Source organism: Solihabitans fulvus (assembly GCF_008386585.1).
In the GTDB taxonomy this organism is placed as follows: domain Bacteria; phylum Actinomycetota; class Actinomycetes; order Mycobacteriales; family Pseudonocardiaceae; genus Solihabitans; species Solihabitans fulvus.
This window is the reverse complement of sequence record NZ_VUOB01000010.1, coordinates 278,021-300,462: the sequence shown is the minus strand read 5'-3', so window position 1 is coordinate 300,462 and position 22,442 is coordinate 278,021. Positions and strand designations below refer to the sequence as shown.

Sequence of the window (22,442 nt, the reverse complement as noted above, 5' to 3'; positions counted from 1 at the left end):
GGCCTGCGCAGCTTGCTGGTGCAGGGTTCGGTTCAGTCGAACAACGCGCGCAGTGCGATGCAGTCTGGCTTGCCCGGTCCGCGCAGCTTGCCGGTGCGGGGTCCGGCTCAGTCGAACAACGCGCGCAGCGCGATGCGGTCCGGCTTGCCCGGCCCGCGCAGCGGCAGCGCGGGCAGGAACCGCACGACCTTCGGCGCCGCGGCCCTGCCGACCGCCGCCCGCACCGCCTCCCGCAGCGCCGCCTCGGCCGGCGGCGCGCCGCCGTCGACCGGCACGACCGCCGCGACCACGGCCTGCCCCCACTCCGGGTCGGGCACCCCGAGCACGCACGCCTCGCGCACCCCCGGCTGGGCCGCGAGCACCCGCTCGACCAGCACGGGAGCCACCTTCACCCCGCCGGTGTTGATCAGGTCGTCCGCCCTGCCGAGCACCTCGAGCCCGCCGGCCTGGTCGAGCCTGCCGAGGTCCCCGGTCCGGAACCAGCCGTCGGCGAACGCCTCTGCCGTGTCCGCAGGCCGCCCCCGGTAGCCCCTGGCCAGCATCGGACCGGCCAGCGACACCCGCCCGACCTCGTCCAGCCGCACCCGCACGCCGTCCAGCGGCACGCCCGCGTAGACGCAGCCGCTGGCGGTCTCGCTCATCCCGTAGGACGGCACCAGCCGCACGCCGGCCTCGGCCGCCCGCGCCAGCAGCGCCGCCGAGGCCGCCGAGCCGCCGAGCACGACCGCGTCGAAGGCGCGCAGCGCGGCGAGGCCCGCCCCGCCGGCCTCGATCAGCCTGGCCGCCTGGGTGGGCACCATCGCGGTGTAGCGCGGCCCGTCGGCGGCCAGCACCGGCCGCGCCGCGTCGGCGAACGCCTGCGGCCGGAACCCGCCGGCCAGGTCCATCGCGGCCGGCCGCCGCCCGGCCAGCAGCGACCGCCACAGCACCTGGAGGCCGCCGACGTAGCGGGCCGAGGTCGCCAACAGCCAGTCGCCCGGCCCGCCGAGCCGCGCATGGGTGGCCCGCGCCGACGCGGTCAGCGCGCCGGCCGGCAGCAGCACGCCCTTGGCCTGCCCGGTCGAGCCGGACGTGGCGATCACCACCGCCGTCGGGTCGTCGGCGGAGTCCTCGCCGGCCGCCAGCGGCTCGCCGGCCGCCAGCGACGCGGCCAGCTCCCGCGCCACCGCCGGCTGCGCCGCCGGCACCAGCAGCGCGGCGGGCCCCTCGCCGGCCAACGCCGCCGCGAGCACCGGCAACAGCTCCAGCGCGCGCGGCCCGTCGTGCACCGGGACCGCCACCACCGACCGGCGAGGCATCAGAAGTAGTGCGGGAACGCGGACCAGTCCGGCTCCCGCTTCTCCAGGAAGGCGTCCCTGCCCTCGACGGCCTCGTCGGTCATGTAGGCGAGCCGGGTCGTCTCACCGGCGAAGATCTGCTGGCCGACCAGGCCGTCGTCGATCATGTTGAACGAGTACTTCAGCATCCGCTGCGCCGTCGGCGACTTGCCGTTGATCTCCCGCGCCCATTGCAACGCCGTCGACTCCAGCTCGGCGTGCGGCACGACCGCGTTGACCATGCCCATCCGGTGCGCGTCCGCCGCGCTGTAGGGCCTGCCGAGGAAGAAGATCTCCCTGGCGAACTTCTGGCCGACCTGCCTGGCCAGGTACGCGGAGCCGTAACCGCCGTCGAAGCTGCCGACGTCGGCGTCGGTCTGCTTGAACCTGGCGTGCTCCTCGCTGGCGAGGGTGAGATCGGCCACCACGTGCAGGCTGTGCCCGCCACCGGCCGCCCAGCCGTTCACCACCGCGATGACGACCTTCGGCATGAACCGGATCAGCCGCTGGCACTCCAGGATGTGCAGCCGGCCCGCGCGCGCCCGGTCCACCGTGTCCGACGTCTCGCCCGACGCGTACTGGTAGCCGTCGCGGCCGCGGATCCGCTGGTCGCCGCCCGAGCAGAAGGCCCTGCCGCCGTCCTTGGCCGACGGGCCGTTGCCGGTGATCAGCACGCAGCCGACGTCGGAGCTCATCCGCGCGTGGTCCAACGCCCGGTACAGCTCGTCGACGGTGTGCGGGCGGAACGCGTTGCGCACCTCGGGCCGGTCGAAGGCGATCCGCACGGTGCCCTGGTCGACGGCGCGGTGGTAGGTGATGTCGGTGAAGTCGAATCCCTCGACGGGCCGCCACGCGGCCGGGTCGAACAGCTCTGAGACAGCGGGCTCTGGCACGCCTGCGAGGATATGTCCGTGTCACTGAGAGTCGATCCCGCACCGCCGGTCCGCCCCGCGTCCCGGCCGGCTAGTGCGGTGTCCAGGAATGTTGTCGGGGTGATTCCGGGATCCAGATGGTGTCTCGCAAGGCGCCGCCGCGTCCTCATCCCGCTGTTGGATGGGGGCGTGGGGGCAACGCCGCGAGACACCATCTGGGCTCGGAAGGACCCGGCAGGCGTTTCTGGACGTCGCACTGGCGACTCGTGAACCCGGCCACAGCGCAGGCCAGGGTCCTCGTCGACGAGCTGGTGCGCAACGACGTGCGGCACGTGGTGCTCTGTCCGGGCTCACGTAACGCTCCGCTGTCCTTCGCCCTGCACGAGGCGGCCGTGGCCGGCAGGCTGACGCTGCACGTGCGCATCGACGAGCGCAGCGCGGGCTTCCTCGCGCTCGGCCTGGCCAAGGGGCTGGCGCACCGCCCGCACCGGCGCGGGTTCGCCGCCGTGGTCTGCACCTCGGGGACGGCCGTGGCCAACCTGCACCCCGCGGTCCTCGAGGCGTGGCACGGCGGCACGGCGCTGCTGGTGCTCACCGCGGACCGGCCGGTCGAGCTGCACGGCACCGGCGCCAACCAGACCGTCGAGCAGCGCGGGATCTTCGGCTCGGCGGCCGGCACGGTGGATTTCCCCGTCGCCGAGCGCGGGACCGGCCAGAACGCGATGTGGCGCGGGCTGGTCTGCCGCGCCGTCGCGCGCGCCGACCGCGACCGGCCGGTGCACCTGAACCTGCCGTTCCGGGAGCCGCTGGTGCCCGACGGCACCCTGGACTGGCCGGAGCCGCTGGACGGTCGCCCCGACGGCGCCCGCTGGACCGAGCCTGCCGGCGGCCGCGTGGTCGTTGGCGGCACCCCGCCGCGCGACCTCCCGCCGCGCACGCTGGTGGCGGTCGGCGACTGCGGCTGGACCGCCGCGCACGACGCGGCCGAGGTCGCCGCCGCCAACGGCTGGCCGGTGATCGCCGAGCCGACCGGCTCCGCCGGCGTGCCGGACCGGATCGGCCACGGCTCGCTGCTGCTGGCCGCCGGCCCGCTGCCGCAGGCGCTGCGTCCCGACGCGGTCGTCGTGGTCGGCAGGCTGACGCTGTCGCGGGGCGTGCAGCGGCTGCTGCGCGAGGCCCCCGTCGTGTACGCGGTCGGCGACACCGATGGCGAGTGGGTCGACCCGCAGCACGTCGTCGCGCACGCCACCGCTCAGCTCACGACGGCCAACCTGACCGCAGACGACCTGCGCGCGGGCCGCCCCGACCTGGACGCCGGCTGGCTGGCTGGCTGGCGGCAGGCCGACGACGCGGCCGGGGAAGCGGTGAAGGCGCTGCTCGCCGAGCAGCCGTGGCCGACCGGCCTGCACGTGGCCAGCGTCCTGGTGGACACGCTGTCGGACGGGCCGGGCTATCCGCTGCTGTTCCTCGGCTCCTCGAACCCGGTGCGCGACGTCGACCTGGTCACCGACCCTGGCCAGCGGATCACGGTGCTGGCCAACCGGGGCGTCGCCGGCATCGACGGCTCGGTGTCCACCGCCGTCGGCGCGACCCTGGGTTCGTTCGCCGCGGACGACCGCGTCGGCCCCGGCTACGCGCTGATGGGCGACCTGACGTTCCTGCACGACATCGGCGGCCTGCTGATCGGCCCGCAGGAGCAGCGCCCCGACCTGACCGTCGTCGTGTTCAACGACGACGGTGGCGGCATCTTCTCCTTGCTGGAGCAGGGATCCGAGGAGCACGCGGCGAGTTTCGAGCGGGTGTTCGGCACCCCGCACGGCGCCGACCTCGCCGCCCTGTGCGCGGGCTACCGGGTGCCGCACCAGGAGGTGCGCAGCGCCGCCGAGCTGCGTGCCGCGCTGACGCCGACGCCGGGCCTGCGGGTCGTCGAGGTGCGCGCCGACCGCGCCGGACTCCGGGAGCTGCACCAGCGCCTCCGTTCGGCCGTCGCCGCTGCCGCCCTTCGCTGACCGTCGCATCGGCTGCATCCCCTGCCAGCACTGTCAATCCAGTAACGAGCCGCATCTCACGGGACAGGAACCGACTCACGGCGGGTAGTTGACCGTGCGCCCGCTGGATACGTTCGCCTCGATCAACCACCTTCTCGAGGAGGTTTGCGGGGCATGTCCATCAGATCGCGAGTCGCCAGATCCGCACTCACCGTGACGGCCGCGGCGTGCGCGGCAGTGTTGTTGGCCAATCCGGCCGGCGCCGCGGCGGGAACGCCGGGGGCGGGCACCATCGGTGACCCCTACTACCCGACCGCCGGCAACGGCGGGTACCACGCGTCGCACTACGACATCCGGCTGCGCTACCAGCCGGCGACCGATCTGCTCAGCGGCACGACCACGATCCTGGCCAAGGCCACCCAGGACCTGTCCAGCTTCGACCTGGACTTCGCGCTGAAGGTGCAGTCGATCTACGTCAACAACGCGAGCGCGACGTGGACGCAGCAGGGTGAGAAGCTCGTCGTGAAGCCCGCGGGCGACCTCGCCAACGGCAGCGACCTGGTCGTGGTCGTGCAGTACGCGGACACCCCGTCGCAGGTGAAGGTCGACGGCTTCACGGCGTGGAAGAAGACCGCAGACGGCGCGCTGGCCATCGACGAGCCCGACATCGCGCCGTGGTGGTACCCGAGCAACAACCACCCGCTGGACAAGGCGACCTTCGACGTGTCGGTCGCCGTGCCAGACGGCGTCGCCGCGCTGTCCAACGGCGTACTGGTGCGCAAGACCAAGCAGATCGACGGCTGGACGAGGTGGAACTGGCGGAGCCTCAAGCCGCAGAACACCTACGCGACGTTCATGACGGTCGGCAAGTTCGACGTGCACAGCGTGATCGCGCCCAACGGCCTGCCGTTCATCTCGGCGTACGGCACGGACATCGGCGCCAACACCGACGCGGCAAAGGCGAGCGTCGAGCGGACGCCGGAGATCCTCGCGTTCGAGAGCACCCTGTTCGGCGACTACCCGTTCGAGGCGGAGGGCGGCATCGTGCCGTCCAGCGGGCTCGGTTTCGCGCTGGAGAACCAGACCAGGCCCAACTACAGCCCGAACTTCTTCCGGTCGGGTGCCAACACGTCCGTCATCGCGCACGAGAACGCGCACCAGTGGTTCGGCGACTCGGTCTCCGTCGGCGGGTGGCGCAACATCTGGCTGAACGAGGGCTTCGCCACCTACGCCGAGTGGCTGTGGTCCGACCACGAGGGCGAGGGCACGCCGCAGGAGATCGCGGACTACGCCTACAGCAGCCACGCGTCGGATGCCGCGCTGTGGAAGGTGCTGCCGGGCGACCCAGGCCCGGACAACCAGTTCGACGACGCGGTCTACACCAGGGGCGCGCTGGCGTTGCAGGCGCTGCGCAACTCGGTCGGTGACGCGAACTTCTTCAAGATCCTCCAGACGTGGACGCAGACGAAGAAGTACAGCACCGGCAAGATCGAGGAGTTCATCGCGCTGTCCGAGCAGATCTCGGGCAAGCCGCTGTACGACCTGTTCAACACCTGGCTGTTCACCGCGGGCAAGCCCGCCACGGGCACCTCGGGTGTTGCGGCGGCGCGCGCGGCCCGCGCCGTCGTCGCGGAACCCAAGTCGTACCAGAAGATCGAGGAGACGCACCGCATCCTCGGCACGCCGAAGCACTGACGCAGTCGTGGGCCCGTAGTGCCGCACGAGGCGCTACGGGCCCACCGCCTCGGCGATCACGTTGAGGGAACTCGTTTCGCCGCAGGCCATGCCGGTCGCTTTGGTGAAGGGTTCCTCGTACGGCAGCCGTTCCCCGACAGACTCGATCCACGTTTCGCCGCCCAAACGTCCACTGTGGACGACGTCGTCGAAGCGCTCCTCCGTGAACGACAGGACCGTGAACGGCGTCCCCATCCCGGGATAGGCACCGAGTCCCGACGGCAGCACCCGCACGGTGACCGAGGGCAGTTCCGCCAGGGCCAGCAGTCGCACGAGCTGGTCGGCCATCACCCGCCGTCCGCCGGTGGGTTGCCGCAACACCGCTTCGCCGACAACGAGCTGCACCCGAAGCGGCGGGTCCGCCCGAAGTCGATCCTGTTGCCGCCGATGGCGTTCGAGCCCGAACGGCCGGACGTGCTCGGCCACCGTGATCGCCTGCGCCGACGCGACCGCCAACGCGTACTCGGGTGTTCGCAGAATCGGCGGCAGCACGTCTGTGGCCAGGCCCCTGATCTCGGACGCCTCCGCCTCGACGTCCGAGTAGTCCCAACGGGCGCACGGCAGCTCACGGCCCATGGCATCCCACAGCCGCGGGTCGTGCGCCCGCATCGCCGCGTGCGTGACGGCGTCCCGCTCGTTCTTGGGTGTGCCGTAGATCAGGCCGAGCGCGACGACGTCGGCCGGAGCGATCCACTGCGCGGCGTTCTCCAGCTTGGAGACCTTGGACTGCGAGAACCCGCCCCTGCGGCTGACCTCGGCACCGGTCAGCCCGGCGTCCTCCCGCCATCGAGCGAGCTCGCGCCCCACGGCGCGCAGTTGCAGAGACGCCCGGAATTCGTTGGCTGGCTTCATGGCGCTGAGTGACAGGCCTTCCAGGGAGTGTTGGTTCGACGGGCCGTCACACGGACGGTTGGGCGGGCACGACTTCGAGTTCGTCGGCGTCGCGCACCCGCCAGACCCCGTCGAGGAACCGCACCGGACACCGACCCCGTGAGTACTGCGGCTCGTGGTATTCCACGACCCCTTCGAGCATCCGATCGCCGACCATCGTCCGCACACGAGTACCGATCTCCATCGGCTACGCCTCTCTCGTCAGTGCCACGCCGTCGCACTTGAGTATGCAAGCTGAAGGTAGTGAAGATGACATGGATATGCAAGTGAGAGCCGGTGATGAACCCAGTCCTGGCGGCAGGCGTCAGAGGACGTCGATCACATACCGGAAGGCATACCGATCGGCAGGGAGCAACGAATCAAGCACTTCCAGTGCACGTCCATCCGAGTCGTAGGCAGTACGAAGGACCCGCACCACGGGAACGCCCTCAGGGATCGCCAGGGTCTCGGCCTCGTGAGGCAACGGCAACCGAACGTCAAGATCCTCGACGAATTGCCGGACCTCGCGCCGTACTGAACCGGCAGGGTCCGTCATCGCGGCGTGTACACCGCCCTTGATGAGTCGAGATTCAGCAACGGGCGTGCTTCGGAAAAGGTCAACGGGGTAGTAGCCGTCGCATAGCTGCATGGGCTCGTCCTCGATGGTGAACAGCCGGCGCCGGATGATCACGGCATCGCCTGTCGCGATGTCCAACCGCCCCGCCACCTCGGCGGGCGCGGCTTCCTCGGTCACCGACAACAGACGTTGATTCGCCTGCTGACCTTGGGCGGACGCCTCCGCGTTGAAGTTGCTCATCCCGGAGCTGCGGCGATCACTGTAGTTCGCACCCGTGACGAGCATCTTCACGCGCGGCCTCGGGCGCACGATGGTGCGCGCACCCTGACCTGAGATCACCAGACCTTCGGCACGCAACAACGCGATGGCCTTCCGGACCGTGGCGCGTGTGGTGTCGAACCGGTGCGCGAGATCGTTCTCCGATGGGATCGCATCGCCTGGCGAAAGGCTGTTGGCGAGGATGTCGCCGCGCAGTTCCTTGGCGATCTTTCGGAACAGGGCGATCGTCACTGCATCCCTCGCACTCTCAGATGGGCGATTTCACCTTACTGCGCGGCACGCGCAAGCACTTTTCCTCGGCAGAGCTTCGCTGGTTCACGATGTGTAGGTCCACCCTCGCCAGGCCGAGACGTCTGTCCAGATGACCGGACCCGCTGGTGGGGTCGCCTCGTACTGGGGGTACTTGTCGACCAACCATCTCACTGGCGCCTGGCGCTGCTGGTCGTCATGGATCACTCGCGCAGTTCCGTCCGCGCGTGCCCACCACAGCTTGGTCCAGTCCTCGTCGTACTGATCGATCAGCAGCGAAACGCGCGCGTTGGCACTGATGTTCCGCAGCCGTTTGAGGTCCATGGACTTCTTCGGCTTGTGGTCAACCGCGATCACCATGACGTCGCCGCGCACTGCGTACGTCACGGGAACCAGGTGAGGCTGGGCGTCGGCATCCACGGTCGCCAACAGGGCATGCCTGGCGTCAGCGAACCGTTGCCTGACGACCTGCTCGCTCAAGCGCACGCCATCAGGCTAGAGCGTGGTTGGCGTACCGCGCCGCATGCGCCCGGCCTTCTGGAGTCCTCGGTGCGCTACTCCCCTGGCCTCTCGGTCATCGTGTCCAGCAGTTCGGTGATGACGTCAAGCGATCGACCCCGGTCCATGGCGATGCTGGTGAGCTTGGCGAAGGTCTCCCGGTAGGGCGCGAGTTCGCGGATCGACTCGAGCCACCGCCCGCCGTCCAACTGGCCGAGGTGGACGACGTCGTCGAAGCGCTCCTCCACGAACGACAGGATCGTGAACGGCGTGCCCATGCCGGGATACGCGCCGAGTCCCGGCGGCAGCACCTGAACGGTGACCGAGGGCAGTTCGGCGAGGGCCTGTAGCCGCACCAGTTGGTCCGCCATCACCCTGCGGCCGCCGGTCGGTCGGCGCAGCACCGACTCGCCGACGATCAGGTGCACGCGCAGGGGCGGGTCCTCCCGCAGCCGCGCTTGGTGCTGTCGGTGCCGGTCCGCGTCGAACGGCGGCAGGTGCTCTGCCAGCGTGATCGCCTGTGCCGAGGTCACCGCCAGCGCGTACTCCTGCGTCCGCAGGATCGGGGGTAGCACGTCTGCCGCGAGGATCCGCAGCTCGGCCGCCTCGGCCGCCACCTCCGCGTAGTTCCAGCCTGCGCACGGCAGGTCCCGGCCCATCGCCTCCCACATGCGCGGGTCGCGCGCCCGGACCGCCGCGTGGAACAGGGCGTCGCGCTCCTTCTCCGGCACGCCGTAGACCAGCCCGAGCGCGATCACGTCGGGTGGGTTGATGGTCTGGGTGGCATTTTCCAGCTTGGAGATCTTCGACTGTGAGAACCCGCCTCTTCTGCTTACCTCGGCCCCGGTCAGGCGAGATTCCTGCCGCCACCGAGAAAGGCCTCTCGACACGACGCGAAGTTGCAACGATGCACGGAAGTCGTCATAGTGTGCTGCCTTCATGATTATGGGTGAAGTGCCTTCCCGGAAGAGTGAGTGAGACGCGGTTGCCACTGGAACCTGACAGCGCAGACGAGTGTGTCCGGTTCTCCTCCACCGTCCTGCCGGTAGACGACAGCGGTCCACACGGCCGCCGTTTCCTTTATGCGTTCGAGGAAATCCTCCGCACACGCCCTTGTGTAGATGGCGCGCCAGTTCTCCCTGGTCAGGTCCTTGCGGCCCACGTACCAGCCGTGATCGTGAACCGTCTCCACGTGCTCAACCGCGAGCTTTCCTCGGCGTACGCGGGAGTACTCGATTCGATGCGTGCAGTGCCAGTTCCGCATGCGCCGATCGTTGGAGTGGGAAATAAATAAATGGTTTCGGCGGTGAGTGGGAATCCTTCTATTTGTCTTTTTGGACACAACGTGATGCAGTCAGGCCATCGCTGGTTGTTGTCTGAAACTGGAGGTGTCCATGCCGCGACGGTCGGAGCACACGTTTCGGGAGCGTCAGTTCGGGCGCGAGCTACGCAGGCTCCGAAAGGCTTTGAAGCTCAATCTGAAAGACGTCAGCAAAGCCGTCGGCTTCGACCACCGCAAGGTGAGTCGCATCGAACGCGGCCAGCTCCCGAACTACCACGAGATGGTCTCGATGCTGGTGACCTACCGCGTCGGCGAGAGCGAGTGGCCCGGCTACACCACGATGCTGGAGCGGGCCAGGGAACGCGGCTGGTGGTGCGCCTACGGCGTGGACCGGCAGGGCTTCGTCAGCCTGGAGAACGAGGCCTGCCTCGTCTACGAGTTCGACCTCGGCCTGGTGCCCGAGCTGCTCCAGACCGAGGCGTACGCCCGCGCGATCTTCGCGCGCTCCCGGCACGAGTCGACACCGGAGCAGCTCGACCTCGCCGTCGCGGTCCGGCTGCGCAGGCAGCAGCGGCTCACCGTGGGGAAACCGTTGCGCTATCACGTGATCATCGACGAGTCCGTGCTGACCGAACCCCGGCTCGCCCCCGCGCTCATGCGCGCCCAGCTCAGGCACATCACGCGGATGGCCGCGCTGCCCACCATCACCGTGCAGGTCATGCCGCGCGCCGCGGGCCCGCACGACGGCAGGACCAGCAGCTTCACCGTGCTGGAGTTCGCCGACGACGAGGACGTCGACGTCCTCTACGTCGAGCACGTTGGCGGCGCGGCCGACGTCGACAACGAGGCGACGGTGCGGTCCATCAAGGCGCTGTTCGGTGACCTCACGAAGCTCGCGCTCAGCCCCGACGCCTCGGCGCGGATGATCGAGCGCCTGACCGCGCGGTTGTGAGCGGCGGCCTGCCCGCAAGTCAGGAGCGGTCGGCGCCTTCGAGGGCCTCGCGCATGGGCACGAGCTTGGCGGCGGCCTCGCGGACCTCGGTGTCCGGGTCGGAGTCGGCGACGATGCCGCAGCCGGCGAACAGCCGCGCGGTGCTGCCGTCGACCTTGGCGCAGCGCAGGGCCACGCCCATCTCGCCGTCGCCGTTGCCGTCGATCCAGCCGATCGGGCCCGCGTAGCGCCCTCGGTCCATGCCCTCCAGCTCGCGGATCAGCGGGATCGCCAGCTGGCGGGGCGTGCCGCCGACCGCCGCCGTCGGGTGCACGGCCTCGCTCAGCCGGAGCAGCGAGGTCTCCCGGTCGAGGATGCCGCCGACCTCGCTGGACAGGTGCAGGACGTTGTGCAGCCGCAGCACCGACGGCTGCTCGTCGACGGTCATCGTGGCGCAGAACGGCCGCAGGGTGTCGGCCAGCGAGGCCACCGCGTACGCGTGCTCGTCCTGGTCCTTGCGGGAGCCGAGCAGGGCGGCGGCCAGATCGTCGTCGCTCACCCCCGGGCGCGGCCAGGTCGTGCCGGCGAGCACCCGCGACGACACGACCTGGCCGGTCCGCCGCAGCAGCAGCTCGGGGGTGGCGCCGATCAGCCCGTCCACGGCGTAGGCCCAGCAGTTGGGGTAGCGGGCGGCCAGCTCGCGGAGCAGGAACCGCACGTCGATCGGCCCGTCGGTGGTGGCGAGCACGTCGTGCGCGAGCACCACCTTGCCGAGCTCGCCCGCCTTCATCCTGGTGACGGCGGCGCGCACGGCGTCGCGGTAGCCGTCCACCGTCAGCTCGCCCTCGGTGTAGTGGACGCGCTTGGGCCTGCGGACCGGTTTGGCCAGCGGCCGGGTCACCGCGCTGCGGCCGATCTCGGTGACCCAACTCACGCCATCACGCTGGCCTATCACTACTTCGGGCACGATCAGCACGGAGTGCCCCGGCTCGTCGGCGAAGGCCATGCTGACGAACGCGGTCGGCCCGGTGCCGGGCACGCCGAGCTCGTTGTGCACGTCGACGCCGGCCACGTAGTCCCGCCACCAGCGGTCCACCTCGGCGAACCGGTCTGGTCCGTGTGCCTCGAACCGGGCAGCCTCGCCCCAGCCGACCAGCCCCTGACCAGCGCGGACCCAGGACAGCGCCTGGTCGGGGAACGGCAGCTGGTCGAGCAGGACGTCGACCTGCTCGCGGCGGGTGTGTACGCGCGAGAGGGCGACGGCCCTCGACGACGGTGCTGTGGTCACACTCCGAGGGTATGAACCATTGGCTGAGATCGCGCCACCCACCCGGTCCTAGACTCTCAGTTGTGGTGGAGGACGCAGTCGCAATCAGGCCTAAGCGCACATCCTTACGGGTTCGCCGGGTGGTCGGGCTGGTCCTCGGCATCGTCGGGTGCGTGGTGACCGCGCTCGCCCTGCTGTTGCTGGTCGCCTGCTGGCGGGACGACAGCGCCATCGAGTCGCATCTGGGCAAGGCGACCGCCCAGGTCATCTCCGTCGGCCTCAACCGGACCTTGGTCCGCTACGAGACGCCGGACGGCGCGGTGCACATCCCCAACGTCGGCGTGATGTACCCGGCGGGGCTGCACGAGGGCGACCACGTGAGCGTCGAGTACGACTCGACGCTGCCCGACGAGCGGGTGCGGGTGGCGGGCCGGACCGTCTCGCTCGCGTTCCTGCCGGTGGGCACGGCCGTGCTCGGGCTGTGGATCGTGCTCGCGCCGCTGGTCTGGTGGCTGCGAAGGCCCGCGCCGTTGTGGCCGGTCCGCCGCCAGATGTGACAGTAGAAGTGAAAATCGCCGCTGAGGTGTAACATCGGCCGTGTCGCGGTGGCCGATGGAGGTGGCGATGTCGAAGCCAGAGTCCGAGGGGCAATCCCCGGAGTCGGCGCGGGGTGAGCTGTCCCCACAGGACCGGTTCGACCGGATGGTCGCGGCCGACTCGCGGATCGAGCCGAGGGACTGGATGCCCGACGGCTACCGCAAGACGCTGATCCGGCAGATCGCCCAGCACGCGCACTCCGAGATCATCGGCATGCAGCCCGAGGGCAACTGGATCACCAGGGCGCCGTCGCTGCGCCGCAAGGCGATCCTGCTGGCCAAGGTGCAGGACGAGGCCGGGCACGGGCTCTACCTCTACGCCGCGACCGAGACGCTCGGCGTCGACCGGTCCGAGCTGACCGAGAACCTGATCAACGGCCGGCAGAAGTACTCCTCGATCTTCAACTACCCCACGCTGACCTTCGCCGACGTCGGCGTCATCGGCTGGCTGGTGGACGGCGCGGCCATCTGCAACCAGGTGCCGCTGTGCCGCACCTCCTACGGCCCCTACGCCAGGGCGATGATCCGCATCTGCAAGGAGGAGTCCTTCCACCAGCGGCAGGGCTACGAGCTGCTGATGACCATGATGAGCGGCACGCAGGCGCAGCGGGACCTGGTGCAGGAGTCGGTGAACCGCTGGTGGTGGCCCGCGCTGATGATGTTCGGGCCGCCCGACGCGGAGAGCTCCAACACCGAGCAGTCGATGGCGTGGCGGATCAAGCGCGACACCAACGACGAGCTGCGGCAGAAGTTCGTGAACATGTCCATGCCGCAGGCGGAGAAGCTCGGCGTCACGTTCCCCGACCCGGAGCTGCGCTGGAACGCCGAGCGCGGCCAGTACGACTTCGGCCAGCCCGACTGGGCCGAGTTCTGGCGGGTCGTCGGCGGCGACGGGCCGTGCAACCGGCAGCGGATCGCGCACCGGCGCAAGGCACACGAGGACGGCGCGTGGGTGCGCGAGGCGGCGTCGGCGCACGCGGCCAAGGCGCGGGCCGCGGCGACGGTAGGAGAGGTGGCGTCGTGACCAGCAAGGCTTCCTGGCCGCTGTACGAGGTTTTCGTGCGCGGCAAGCGCGGGCTCAACCACGTGCACGTCGGTTCGCTGCACGCTCCTGACGCGGAACTGGCGCTGCGCAACGCCCGCGACGTCTACACGCGGCGGAACGAGGGCGTGAGCATCTGGGTGGTGCCAGCCGAGGCGATCACCGCGTCCAGCCCGGACGAGAAGGACCCGTTCTTCGAGCCGAGCGGCGACAAGGTCTACCGGCACCCGACCTTCTACGCCATTCCCGACGACGTGCCGCACCTGTGAGCGCCCGATGAGCTTCGACAATGCATATGAGTCACTCCTGGAAGGCGACCAGGACGCGCACTGGGCCTTCGGCACCGGGTTCCACGAGTCCCTCGCCGGCGTCGACAGGGCGCTGCCGTCCACTGTGGACACAGCGGAACTGGCCGCGTACTGCCTGATGCTCGGCGACGACGCGCTGATCCTGTCGCAGCGCCTCGCCCAGTGGTGCTCGCGCGCGCCCGAGCTGGAGGAGGACGTCGCGCTCGCCAACATCGCGCTCGACCTGCTCGGCCAGGCGCGGCTGCTGCTGGCCAGGGCAGGCGAGGCGGAGGGGCGCGGCCGGGACGAGGACGCGCTCGCCTACCTGCGCGACGAGGGCGAGTTCCGCAACGTGCACCTGGTCGAGGCCGACTGCGGCGACGACTTCGCCGCCACCATCGCCCAGCTGCTGGTGTTCTCCACCTACCGGCTCGCGCTGTTCACCAGGCTGGCCGGCTCGGCCGACCCGGTGGTCGCGGCGATCGCGGCCAAGGGCGTCAAGGAGCTGGCCTACCACCGCGACCACGCCGCCCAGTGGGTGCTGCGGCTCGGCGACGGCACCGACTACTCGCGCGAGCGGATGCTGGCCGGGCTGGCGCGGGTGTGGCCGTTCGTCGAGGAACTCTTCGCGCCGCACCGGATCGAGCTCGGCCTCGCCGAGGCCGGCGTCGCCGTCGACCCCGCCGAGCTGCGGTCCGAAGTGGACGGTGTGCTCGACACGGTGCTGTCGGCGGCCGGCCTCACCCGTCCCGAGGCGCGGCCGCTGGCCACCGTCGCCGGCCGGGCTGGCCGCGACGGCGTGCACACCGAGGCGATGGGCTACCTGCTGGCCGAGATGCAGCACATCGCGCGTTCCCTCCCGGGAGCGGTGTGGTGATGGGCGTCCTCGACGAGGTGCGCGAGGTGGCCGAGCAGGTCGCCGACCCCGAGCTGCCCGTGCTCACCCTCGCGGACCTCGGCGTGCTGCGGGACGTCGCCGTGCGCGACGGGCGGGTGGTCGTCACGATCACCCCGACGTACTCGGGCTGCCCCGCCGTCGAGGAGATGCGCGCCGACCTGCGCGCGCGGCTCGCCGAGGCCGGGCACCACGACGTCGAGGTGCGGACCGTGCTGCATCCCGCGTGGACCACCGACTGGATCACCGACCGGGGCAGGCGCAGGCTCGCCGAGTACGGCATCGCGCCGCCCAGCCGGATCGGGCCGAGGGCGGCCGGACCGGTGCCGCTCAACCTGACCCCGCCGTCCCGCCGGGTGCCGTGCCCGCGCTGCGGGTCCCCGCGCACCGAGGAGCTGTCCCACTTCGGTTCGACCGCGTGCAAGGCGCTGCGCCGCTGCGCGGACTGCCGGGAACCCTTCGAGCATCTGAAGGAGATCTAGTGACGGCGCCTGTTCTGACGACCCGCCGACCGACCTTCCACGCGCTCACCGTGGCGCGGGTGGATCGGCTCTGCGCGGACGCCGCCGCCGTGACCTTCGAGGTGCCGGCCGAGCTGGCCGAGGCGTTCGCGTTCCGGGCCGGGCAGTACCTCACGCTGCGGCAGGAGGTCGACGGACGGGAGGAGCGCCGCTCGTACTCGATCTGCGCGGCCGAGGGCGAGGCGCTGCGGATCGGCGTGCGGCGGGTGTCCGATGGCCTGTTCTCCAGCAGGCTCGTGGACGGCGTGCGGCCCGGCGACGCGCTGGAGGTGTTGCCGCCGTTGGGGAACTTCAGCCCGGCGCTGGACGGCCCTGCGCGGCACGCGCTGGTCGCGGCGGGGTCGGGCATCACGCCGGTGCTGTCGATCGCGCGGACCGTGCTCGCCGCGCACCCCGACAACCAGGTGATCCTGTTGTACGGCAACCGACGCAGCGACACGGTGATGTTCGCCGAGGAGCTGGCCGACCTCAAGGACGTGCACCGCGCGCGGCTCCAGCTCGTGCACGTGCTGTCCCGCGAGCCGAGGGACGTCGAGCTGTTCTCCGGGCGGCTGGACGCGGACCGGCTGCGGGCGCTGTTCGAGACGGTCGTGCCAGCGGGCGACGTCGACCAGTGGTGGCTGTGCGGGCCGTACGGCCTGGTCCGGGACACCGAGAAGGTGCTGGCGGAGCAGGGCGTGCCGGCCGAGCGCGTGCACCACGAGCTGTTCTACGTCGACGAGCCGCCGCCCGCGCCCGTTCGCGCCGAGGAGCGCACCACGAGCGGCCCGACCGCCGAGGTGACCGTCGTGCTCGACGGCAGGGAGACCACCCTGTCGCTGCCCGTGGACACCCCGATCCTGGACGCCGCGCAACGCGTCCGCGCGGACCTCCCGTTCGCCTGCAAGGGCGGGGTGTGCGGCACGTGTCGGGCGATGGTGACCGACGGCGAGGTGCGGATGCGCCGCAACTACGCCCTTGACCAGGGCGAACTCGACGCGGGCTTCGTGCTGACCTGTCAGTCGCTGCCGACCTCGGACCGCGTCACAGTCGACTTCGACGCCTGACCTACCGCGCGGCCGCCCGGCGGTCAGCGCTTGGTAGGTGGGCGGTCAGCGCGCCCGGCCAGTCTTTGGTCATCGGCGGTCCGCTCCCGCGGGCCGGTCGCCAGGACAGGCCAGGGAGCACACCATGAAGAACACCAACGTCCTCATCTCCGGTGCGGGCATCGCCGGTCCGGCGCTCGCCTACTGGCTGGAGCGGCGCGGCTTCACCGCCACCGTGGTCGAGCGGGCGGCGGGGCTGCGCGAGGGCGGCAGCGCGGTCGACTTCCGGGGCGAGCAGATGCGGTTGCTGGAGCGCATGGAGGTGCTGGCGGACATCCGCGCCAAGGAGACCGCCATGGGCGCGGAGGTCGTCGTCGACGAGAACGGCAGGGAGCTGGTCAGCCTGCCGTCCTCGTTCTTCGCAGGCGAGGTGGAGATCGCCAGAGGGGACCTCACCAGGATCCTGTACGAGCGCACCAAGGACAGCGCCGAGTACGTGTTCGGCGACTGGATCACGTCGCTGACCGAGACCCCCGACGGCGTCGACGTCACCTTCGCGCACGGCGAGCCCCGCAGGTTCGACCTGGTGGTCGGCGCGGACGGGCTGCACTCGGCGGTGCGCAGGCTCGCGTTCGGCGAGGAGGAGCAGTTCAGGACGGACCTCGGCTTCTACATCGCGGGCTTCAGCACCGACAACACCCTCGGCCTCGACCACACCGGGCGGATCTACAACGAGCCGGGCAGGGGCGTGATGGTCAGCAGCTCACGGGACCACGCCAAGGCCGACGTCATGTTCGTCTTCGAGGCCGCGAACCTGCCCTACGCCCGCCGCGACGCTGGGCAGCAGAAGCGGATCGTGGCCGAGGCGTTCGCCGGGGTCGGCTGGGAGACGCCGGGCCTCGTGCGGGCCATGTGGGAGGCGGAGGACATGTACTTCGACTCGCTCAGCCAGATCCACCTGGACCGCTGGTCCACCGGCCGGGTCGTGCTGCTCGGCGACGCGGCCTGGGCGTCGGGCCCCGGCGGCTCCGCGACCGGCCTCGCCATGCTCGGCGCCTACGTGCTGGCCAGCGAGCTGGCCGCCGCCGACGGCGATCACGCCACCGCGTTCGCCGCCTACGAGGCGCACCTGCGCCCCGGTGCGGCCCTCGGCCAGAAGCAGGCCAAGGGCGCGGGCCCGTTCCTCGCGCCGGTGACCGAGAAGAAGATCAAGCAGCGCAACCGGGTGTACCGGATGCTGTCCACGAAGATTCTTGCCGGGCTTTTCAACAAGATCACCGCGGGTGCGGCCAACAAGGTCAAGGTGAAGGACTACCCGACCCTGCCCACCGTTTCCCGTGCGGCCTGACAAACGGAACTCGCCCGAACTCGCCGGAGTTCGGGCGAGATTCTTTGTCCAGGCATGATTGGATCTCTGGGAAGGATTCCCGCCCGAATGCTTCGATAGGAGTAACCTGATGGACTGAATGGGAACGTCAATTCCGGGCTAGTGGATGATCCCTGTCATGACCTGGCACGGATTCGTCGATGAATCGCGACGCGGCGGCGTCTACCTGATGGCGGTAACGCTGGTTCGGCCCCGAGAGTTGGACAGGACGCGGGTTGGCCTGCGCCGTCTCGTGAAGCCCGGCCAACGCCGAGTTCACTTCAAGAAGGAAAGTGACTCCCGCCGGCGCGAACTCGTCTCCCGCCTGCACGACCTCGGGCTCCGTGCCAGGGTCTGGAGCTGCCGTCATCACGACGACCTGGTGGCGCGGCGAGCGTGTTTGGCGGCAATCGCACGGAAAATGCTTGAGCTCGGGGTGTCCCGGTTGGCGCTGGAGAGCTGCCAGCACCAGGACATTGGTGATCGCCACACGCTCGCCGAGATAGTGGGGACGAACTCCAAACTTCTCACCTACGATCACCTGCGTCCCGGCGAGGATCCGATCCTCTGGGTGAGCGACGGTGTCGCGTGGTGTCATGGCGCCGGTGGAGACTGGCGTCGACGGGTGGGCTGCCTCGTGGACGAGGTCACCCAGGTCGATGTTCCCTAGAAAGCGCGAAGCCCGGCAACCGACCGTCCGGACGGTGAACCGGGCTCACTTTCGCCTCCTATTGGAGGCGACATGCAGACAATAGCAGAACTCAGAGCCCCGCGCAGGACTGCCACCACGCCAACACCTCTTCGGCGGCGCCGGGCGCGGCCACCAGCAAACCGTCCACCGGCAACGGGGCGTCCTCGCCGTTGCGATCCAGCACCGCGGCCCCCGATTCCACCGCAAGCGCCACCGCCCCGGCCACGTCCCATTCGTGATAGCTGTGCAGCACTGCCGCCGCCGCGTGCCCGAGCGCCACCTGCGCCACCGCCAAGGCAGGCGAGCCGAGCACCCGCACGCCCGTCCTGGCGGCCGCCGCGGTGGCGATGAACTCGCCCATCCCCGGCCACGGGCCGGTCCTGGTCAGCTCGGTGCACACGATCGCCCCGCTCGCCGTCGTCCGGTCCGTCAGCCGCACCGGCGTCCCGTTCGCCCGCATGCCCCTGCCGCGCGCCGCCGCGTAGATCTGGGACCGGTACGGGTCCGCGACCACCCCGACCACCGGCCCCCACCTGTCCAGCAGCGCCAGGCTGTAGGAGCACCACGGCATCCCGGCCACGTAGTTCGACGTCCCGTCGACCGGATCGACCACCCAGCGGAACTCGGCCTCGCTGGCGACGGTCGCGTCGATGTCGGAGTCCTCGCACACCACCGGCATGCCGGGGAACTCCGCGGCCAACACCCGCCTGGTGTGCCGCTCCAGCGTCCGGTCGGTGTCGGTCACCCAGTCGAACGGCGACTCCGTGCTGTCCGGCCGCGCCCCTCGCCCCGCGGTCGCCATGATGACGTCCGCGGCATCGTTCGCCAGCCGGCCGGCGACCTCCAGGGCGAGTGACACCAGGCCTGGGTCGACGGGCTGTGCGGGCCGAGAGGACAAGACGGTCATGCCGCCCTAGGTTCGCCGCGCAGGGTGTCCGTGATGCGACGGTCAGATGACGCTGTGCCAATCACCAGGTCAAGTCTGCACACCGCGCCGACGCGGTTCGAGGAGTTACGAAGGTGTTCCCCGCCTCTTCACGCACGCGTCGGCTGGGCGGACCCCGCACCGGCAACGGTAGGGCCCGTGCGAGTCGCGATCGTCACCGAGAGCTTCTTGCCGCAGGTGAACGGGGTCACCAACTCCGTGCTCAGGGTTCTTGAGCACCTTCGGCGGCATGGGCACGCGGCGCTGGTCATCGCGCCGGGTGCCGGTCCAGACCACCACGAGGGCACCCCGGTCGTCCGGGTCCCCTCGGTTGACCTGCCCAAGGTCTCCTCGTTACCGGTCGGCGTGCCGACCAGACGGGTGCTGACCGCCCTCGAGTCCTTCCGCCCTGACGTGGTGCACCTCGCGTCGCCGTTCGTGCTCGGCGCGCGCGGCCTGTCTGCGGCCCGCAGGCTCGGCCTGCCGACGGTCGCGGTCTACCAGACCGACGTGGCCGGTTTCGCCGGCAGCTACGGCCTCGGCCTCGGCGCGCGGGCCGCCTGGCGGTGGACCCGCCGCCTGCACACCCAGGCCGACCGCACCCTCGCGCCGTCGAGTTCCGCCGTGCAGGCGCTGCTCGGGCACGGCGTGCCGAGGGTGCACCGCTGGGCGCGGGGCGTCGACGTCGACCTGTTCCACCCCGGCCGCCGCGACGACGCGCTGCGCGCCGAGCTGGCCCCGAACGGCGAGCTGCTGGTCGGCTACGTCGGCAGGCTCGCGCCGGAGAAGCAGGTCGCCAGGCTCGCCGCGTTGAACGGCGTGCCGGGGGTGCGGGTGGTCGTGATCGGCGACGGCCCGGACGCGCCCGCGTTGCGCCGCGAGCTGCCGGACGCGGCGTTCCTCGGCTTCCGCTCCGGTCCGGCACTCGCCACCGCCTACGCGAGCCTCGACGTGTTCGCGCACACCGGCCCGCACGAGACGTTCTGCCAGGCCGTGCAGGAGGCGCTGGCCAGCGGCGTCCCGGCGATCGCGCCGGACGCGGGCGGTCCGCGCGACCTGATCCGGCACGGCCACACCGGGTTCCTGCTGTCGGACGACCCGGCCGAGCTGCGCGCCGTCGTCGACCGGTTGCGGGATCCCGTGCTGCGCGCGGACTTCGGCCTGGCCGCCCGGCGTTCGGTGCTTGGCCGCACCTGGCCCGCGCTGTGCCGGGAGCTGCTCGGCCACTACGCGGACGTGCTGGCCCAACCCCTCGCCGCAAAGGCGGCCTGAGCTCATGCGGATCGTCCAACTGGCCAACTTCTACGGCCCGCGCTCCGGCGGCCTGCGCACCGCGCTGAACCACCTCGGCGCGGGCTACGTCGCGCGCGGCCACGAGGTGGTGCTGGTGGTGCCCGGCGCGGCGGCCGAGGACGAGTCGCTGCCCGACGGCGTGCGCCGGATCGTGCTGCCGGCGCCCAGGATCCCCGGCACCGGCGGCTATCGCGCGGTCGACCCGTGGCGGGTGCGGGCCCTGCTCGACCGGCTGCGCCCGGACCGGCTTGAGGTGTCCGACCGGTTGACGCTGCGCGGCATGGGCCGGTGGGCCGCCGAGCACGGCGTGCCGAGCGTGGTGATCTCGCACGAGCGGCTCGACCGGCTGCTCCAGCAGTTCCTGCTGCCGGACGGCCTGGCGCGGCGGGGCGCGGACTGGGCCAACCGCAGGATGGCGGCCAGCTACGACACCGTGGTGTGCACCACGGAGTTCGCCCGCGAGGAGTTCGACCGGATCGGCGCGCGCAACGTCGCCCAGGTGCCGCTCGGCGTCGACCTGCGCACGTTCTCGCCGACCAGGCGGGACCGCGCGCTGCGCGCCGAGCTGGCGATGGGCGCGGACGCCCTGCTGGTGCACTGCGGCAGGCTGTCCCCGGAGAAGCACGTGGAGCGCAGCGTGGACACCGCGGCCGAGCTGCACTCGGCGGGCCACCGGGTCCGGCTGGTGGTGGCCGGCGACGGCCCAAGGCGGGAGGCGCTGGAGCGCCGCGCGGCCGGCCTGCCGGTGACGTTCCTCGGCTTCGTGCACTCGCGCGCCGACGTGGCCGCGCTGCTGGCGACCTCGGACGTCTCGCTCGCGCCCGGCCCGCACGAGACCTTCGGGCTGGCCGCGCTCGAGGCGCTGGCCTCGGGCACGCCGGTGGTGGTCTCGGAGTCCTCGGCGCTGCGCGAGATCGTCCGGCCGGACTGCGGGGCCGCGGTCGGCGACGACGCCGGCCAGTTCGCCGACGCCGTCGCCGGGCTGCTGTCGGTCAGCCAGCCGACCAGGCGGGCGGCCGCGCGGGCGCGGGCCGAGCAGTACCCGTGGCGGACGGCCGTCGACGGCATGCTGACGGCGATGCGCGCGGGCGTCTCCTGACCCGTCGGACGGCCCTGCTGGCGGCCCGGCTGGCGACCCGGCATGCCGGTGTCGGCCTGATCCTCAGCGGACCCGGCATAAGCTGCTGACATGTCGAGGGCTGGTCTGGACAAGAAACCGAGTGAGGTCGCCGAGATGTTCGACGGCGTGGCCAAGGGCTACGACCGGACGAACTCGTGGATGACGCTCGGCTTCGACCGGCGCTGGCGGGAGTGGACCAGGCGGGTGCTGGAGGCCGGACCGGGGGAGAAGGTGCTCGACCTCGCGGCCGGCACCGCCGTGTCGACCGTGGAGTTCGCGAGTTCGGGCGCGTGGTGCGTCGCCGCGGACTTCTCGCTCGGCATGCTGCGCAGCGGCGCGCACCGGGACGTGCCCAAGGTCGCCGCCGACGCGCTGCGGCTGCCGTTCGCCGACGGCGTGTTCGACGCGGCCACGGTCTCCTTCGGGCTGCGCAACTTCAGCGACACCGTGGCGGCGCTCAGGGAGATGGCCAGGGTCGTCCGGCCGGGCGGTCGGCTGGTGATCCTGGAGGTGTCCACGCCGCCGTGGCGGCCGATGCGCGCGCTGTACCGCGGCATCGGGCTGCGGGTGCTGCCGGCGATCGCGCGGCCGTTCTCCTCCAACCCCGAGGCCTACCAGTACCTTGCGGAGTCCATGCACGACTGGCACGACCAGCGGGCGCTCGGCGAGCTGATCGCCGAGGCGGGCTGGGAGGACGTGGCGTGGCTCAACCTGACCTTCGGGGTTGCCGCGCTGCACAAGGCGACCAAGCCAGTGACCGACCCGACCGCGAGCCCCTGATCTGGAGTTTTGCCCTCATCAGGTCGGGCGAAGCTGTG

Annotated in this window: 23 protein-coding genes; 14 read left to right on the top strand and 9 right to left on the bottom strand. The window is 71.1% G+C overall.

Annotated features, from left to right (window positions below; translation table 11 throughout):
- Positions 1 to 107: 107 nt before the first annotated feature.
- Positions 108 to 1,298 (bottom strand): o-succinylbenzoate--CoA ligase, encoded by a 1,191-nt coding sequence (gene menE, locus F0L68_RS07005; RefSeq protein ID WP_149848619.1) that lies wholly within the window; start codon positions 1,296 to 1,298, stop codon positions 108 to 110.
- Complete coding sequence (locus tag F0L68_RS07000) at positions 1,298 to 2,209, bottom strand: 1,4-dihydroxy-2-naphthoyl-CoA synthase (protein WP_149848618.1); 912 nt, start codon at positions 2,207 to 2,209, stop codon at positions 1,298 to 1,300. Before F0L68_RS07000 ends, menE begins: the two co-directional genes overlap by 1 nt.
- A gap of 245 nt (positions 2,210 to 2,454) precedes the next feature.
- Here F0L68_RS07000 and menD point away from each other — a divergent pair, with 245 nt between their 5' ends.
- Positions 2,455 to 4,197, top strand: a complete 1,743-nt coding sequence (gene menD, locus F0L68_RS06995; protein ID WP_149848617.1) for a 2-succinyl-5-enolpyruvyl-6-hydroxy-3-cyclohexene-1-carboxylic-acid synthase — start codon at positions 2,455 to 2,457, stop codon at positions 4,195 to 4,197.
- A gap of 153 nt (positions 4,198 to 4,350) precedes the next feature.
- Entirely contained in the window at positions 4,351 to 5,871 is a 1,521-nt protein-coding gene (locus F0L68_RS06990; RefSeq protein WP_149848616.1) for a M1 family metallopeptidase, read from the top strand.
- Positions 5,872 to 5,904: 33 nt separating this feature from the next.
- Here F0L68_RS06990 and F0L68_RS06985 read toward each other — a convergent pair whose 3' ends face one another.
- The 5 genes from F0L68_RS06985 to F0L68_RS06970 all read right to left on the bottom strand — a co-directional run bounded on the left by F0L68_RS06985 (position 5,905) and on the right by F0L68_RS06970 (position 9,273).
- Positions 5,905 to 6,762, bottom strand: coding sequence for a helix-turn-helix domain-containing protein (locus F0L68_RS06985; RefSeq protein WP_149848615.1), 858 nt, complete (start codon positions 6,760 to 6,762; stop codon positions 5,905 to 5,907).
- Between the two features lie 46 nt (positions 6,763 to 6,808).
- On the bottom strand, positions 6,809 to 6,985 hold the full coding sequence (locus tag F0L68_RS42195; RefSeq protein ID WP_188316428.1) for a hypothetical protein: 177 nt from the start codon (positions 6,983 to 6,985) through the stop codon (positions 6,809 to 6,811).
- A 120-nt stretch (positions 6,986 to 7,105) separates the two neighbouring features.
- The gene (locus F0L68_RS06980) at positions 7,106 to 7,867 is read right to left on the bottom strand and encodes a GntR family transcriptional regulator (RefSeq protein ID WP_149848614.1); all 762 of its coding nucleotides are present in this window, start codon (positions 7,865 to 7,867) and stop codon (positions 7,106 to 7,108) included.
- 84 nt (positions 7,868 to 7,951) lie between these two features.
- Positions 7,952 to 8,371 (bottom strand): TIGR03668 family PPOX class F420-dependent oxidoreductase, encoded by a 420-nt coding sequence (locus F0L68_RS06975; protein WP_149848613.1) that lies wholly within the window; start codon positions 8,369 to 8,371, stop codon positions 7,952 to 7,954.
- Between the two features lie 68 nt (positions 8,372 to 8,439).
- Positions 8,440 to 9,273, bottom strand: a complete 834-nt coding sequence (locus tag F0L68_RS06970) for a helix-turn-helix domain-containing protein (protein WP_188316427.1) — start codon at positions 9,271 to 9,273, stop codon at positions 8,440 to 8,442.
- Between the two features lie 504 nt (positions 9,274 to 9,777).
- Between F0L68_RS06970 and F0L68_RS06965 the strand changes: the two genes are divergently transcribed.
- Positions 9,778 to 10,617 (top strand): helix-turn-helix domain-containing protein, encoded by an 840-nt coding sequence (locus F0L68_RS06965; RefSeq protein ID WP_149848611.1) that lies wholly within the window; start codon positions 9,778 to 9,780, stop codon positions 10,615 to 10,617.
- 19 nt (positions 10,618 to 10,636) lie between these two features.
- Here the strand turns inward: F0L68_RS06965 and F0L68_RS06960 are convergent, their stop codons facing one another.
- A complete protein-coding gene (locus tag F0L68_RS06960; RefSeq protein WP_223198555.1) occupies positions 10,637 to 11,884 on the bottom strand; it encodes an isochorismate synthase in 1,248 nt (415 codons plus the stop codon).
- 119 nt (positions 11,885 to 12,003) lie between these two features.
- Here F0L68_RS06960 and F0L68_RS06955 point away from each other — a divergent pair, with 119 nt between their 5' ends.
- From F0L68_RS06955 to F0L68_RS06920, 8 genes are all read left to right on the top strand, one after another.
- Complete coding sequence (locus tag F0L68_RS06955; RefSeq protein WP_149848610.1) at positions 12,004 to 12,420, top strand: DUF3592 domain-containing protein; 417 nt, start codon at positions 12,004 to 12,006, stop codon at positions 12,418 to 12,420.
- Between the two features lie 145 nt (positions 12,421 to 12,565).
- The gene (paaA, locus tag F0L68_RS06950) at positions 12,566 to 13,483 is read left to right on the top strand and encodes a 1,2-phenylacetyl-CoA epoxidase subunit PaaA (protein ID WP_240542954.1); all 918 of its coding nucleotides are present in this window, start codon (positions 12,566 to 12,568) and stop codon (positions 13,481 to 13,483) included.
- Positions 13,480 to 13,770, top strand: coding sequence for a 1,2-phenylacetyl-CoA epoxidase subunit PaaB (gene paaB / locus F0L68_RS06945; RefSeq protein WP_149848608.1), 291 nt, complete (start codon positions 13,480 to 13,482; stop codon positions 13,768 to 13,770). Before paaA ends, paaB begins: the two co-directional genes overlap by 4 nt.
- 7 nt (positions 13,771 to 13,777) lie before the next feature.
- Positions 13,778 to 14,665, top strand: a complete 888-nt coding sequence (paaC, locus tag F0L68_RS06940) for a 1,2-phenylacetyl-CoA epoxidase subunit PaaC (protein ID WP_149848607.1) — start codon at positions 13,778 to 13,780, stop codon at positions 14,663 to 14,665.
- On the top strand, positions 14,665 to 15,165 hold the full coding sequence (paaD, locus tag F0L68_RS06935) for a 1,2-phenylacetyl-CoA epoxidase subunit PaaD (RefSeq protein WP_149848606.1): 501 nt from the start codon (positions 14,665 to 14,667) through the stop codon (positions 15,163 to 15,165). The genes paaC and paaD overlap by 1 nt, the downstream gene beginning before the upstream one ends.
- A complete protein-coding gene (gene paaE / locus F0L68_RS06930) occupies positions 15,165 to 16,250 on the top strand; it encodes a 1,2-phenylacetyl-CoA epoxidase subunit PaaE (RefSeq protein WP_149848605.1) in 1,086 nt (361 codons plus the stop codon). The genes paaD and paaE overlap by 1 nt, the downstream gene beginning before the upstream one ends.
- Before the next feature lie 124 nt (positions 16,251 to 16,374).
- A complete protein-coding gene (locus F0L68_RS06925; protein ID WP_149848604.1) occupies positions 16,375 to 17,577 on the top strand; it encodes an FAD-dependent monooxygenase in 1,203 nt (400 codons plus the stop codon).
- 157 nt (positions 17,578 to 17,734) lie between these two features.
- Positions 17,735 to 18,265: a hypothetical protein gene (locus tag F0L68_RS06920; RefSeq protein WP_149848603.1), complete on the top strand. Its 531-nt coding sequence runs from the start codon at positions 17,735 to 17,737 to the stop codon at positions 18,263 to 18,265.
- A gap of 91 nt (positions 18,266 to 18,356) precedes the next feature.
- Here F0L68_RS06920 and F0L68_RS06915 read toward each other — a convergent pair whose 3' ends face one another.
- Positions 18,357 to 19,193, bottom strand: a complete 837-nt coding sequence (locus tag F0L68_RS06915) for an inositol monophosphatase family protein (protein WP_149848602.1) — start codon at positions 19,191 to 19,193, stop codon at positions 18,357 to 18,359.
- 177 nt (positions 19,194 to 19,370) lie between these two features.
- Between F0L68_RS06915 and F0L68_RS06910 the strand changes: the two genes are divergently transcribed.
- The 3 genes from F0L68_RS06910 (at position 19,371) to F0L68_RS06900 (ending at position 22,404) form a co-directional block, all read left to right on the top strand.
- Complete coding sequence (locus tag F0L68_RS06910) at positions 19,371 to 20,483, top strand: glycosyltransferase family 4 protein (protein ID WP_223198554.1); 1,113 nt, start codon at positions 19,371 to 19,373, stop codon at positions 20,481 to 20,483.
- Positions 20,484 to 20,487: 4 nt separating this feature from the next.
- The gene (locus F0L68_RS06905) at positions 20,488 to 21,603 is read left to right on the top strand and encodes a glycosyltransferase (protein ID WP_149848600.1); all 1,116 of its coding nucleotides are present in this window, start codon (positions 20,488 to 20,490) and stop codon (positions 21,601 to 21,603) included.
- A gap of 90 nt (positions 21,604 to 21,693) precedes the next feature.
- Positions 21,694 to 22,404 (top strand): demethylmenaquinone methyltransferase, encoded by a 711-nt coding sequence (locus tag F0L68_RS06900; protein WP_149848599.1) that lies wholly within the window; start codon positions 21,694 to 21,696, stop codon positions 22,402 to 22,404.
- The last annotated feature ends 38 nt before the right edge of the window (positions 22,405 to 22,442 follow it).

Bases quoted from the DNA above. Each gene is read 5' to 3' on its own strand.
- menE (WP_149848619.1), bottom strand. From the start codon at position 1,298: ATGCCTCGCCGGTCGGTGGTGGCGGTCCCGGTGCACGACGGGCCGCGC.
- F0L68_RS06990 (WP_149848616.1), top strand. From the start codon at position 4,351: ATGTCCATCAGATCGCGAGTCGCCAGATCCGCACTCACCGTGACGGCC.
- F0L68_RS06985 (WP_149848615.1), bottom strand. From the start codon at position 6,762: ATGAAGCCAGCCAACGAATTCCGGGCGTCTCTGCAACTGCGCGCCGTG.
- F0L68_RS42195 (WP_188316428.1), bottom strand. From the start codon at position 6,985: ATGGAGATCGGTACTCGTGTGCGGACGATGGTCGGCGATCGGATGCTC.
- F0L68_RS06965 (WP_149848611.1), top strand. From the start codon at position 9,778: ATGCCGCGACGGTCGGAGCACACGTTTCGGGAGCGTCAGTTCGGGCGC.
- paaA (WP_240542954.1), top strand. From the start codon at position 12,566: ATGGTCGCGGCCGACTCGCGGATCGAGCCGAGGGACTGGATGCCCGAC.
- paaC (WP_149848607.1), top strand. From the start codon at position 13,778: ATGAGCTTCGACAATGCATATGAGTCACTCCTGGAAGGCGACCAGGAC.
- paaD (WP_149848606.1), top strand. From the start codon at position 14,665: ATGGGCGTCCTCGACGAGGTGCGCGAGGTGGCCGAGCAGGTCGCCGAC.
- F0L68_RS06925 (WP_149848604.1), top strand. From the start codon at position 16,375: ATGAAGAACACCAACGTCCTCATCTCCGGTGCGGGCATCGCCGGTCCG.
- F0L68_RS06920 (WP_149848603.1), top strand. From the start codon at position 17,735: ATGACCTGGCACGGATTCGTCGATGAATCGCGACGCGGCGGCGTCTAC.
- F0L68_RS06915 (WP_149848602.1), bottom strand. From the start codon at position 19,193: ATGACCGTCTTGTCCTCTCGGCCCGCACAGCCCGTCGACCCAGGCCTG.
- F0L68_RS06905 (WP_149848600.1), top strand. From the start codon at position 20,488: ATGCGGATCGTCCAACTGGCCAACTTCTACGGCCCGCGCTCCGGCGGC.
- F0L68_RS06900 (WP_149848599.1), top strand. From the start codon at position 21,694: ATGTCGAGGGCTGGTCTGGACAAGAAACCGAGTGAGGTCGCCGAGATG.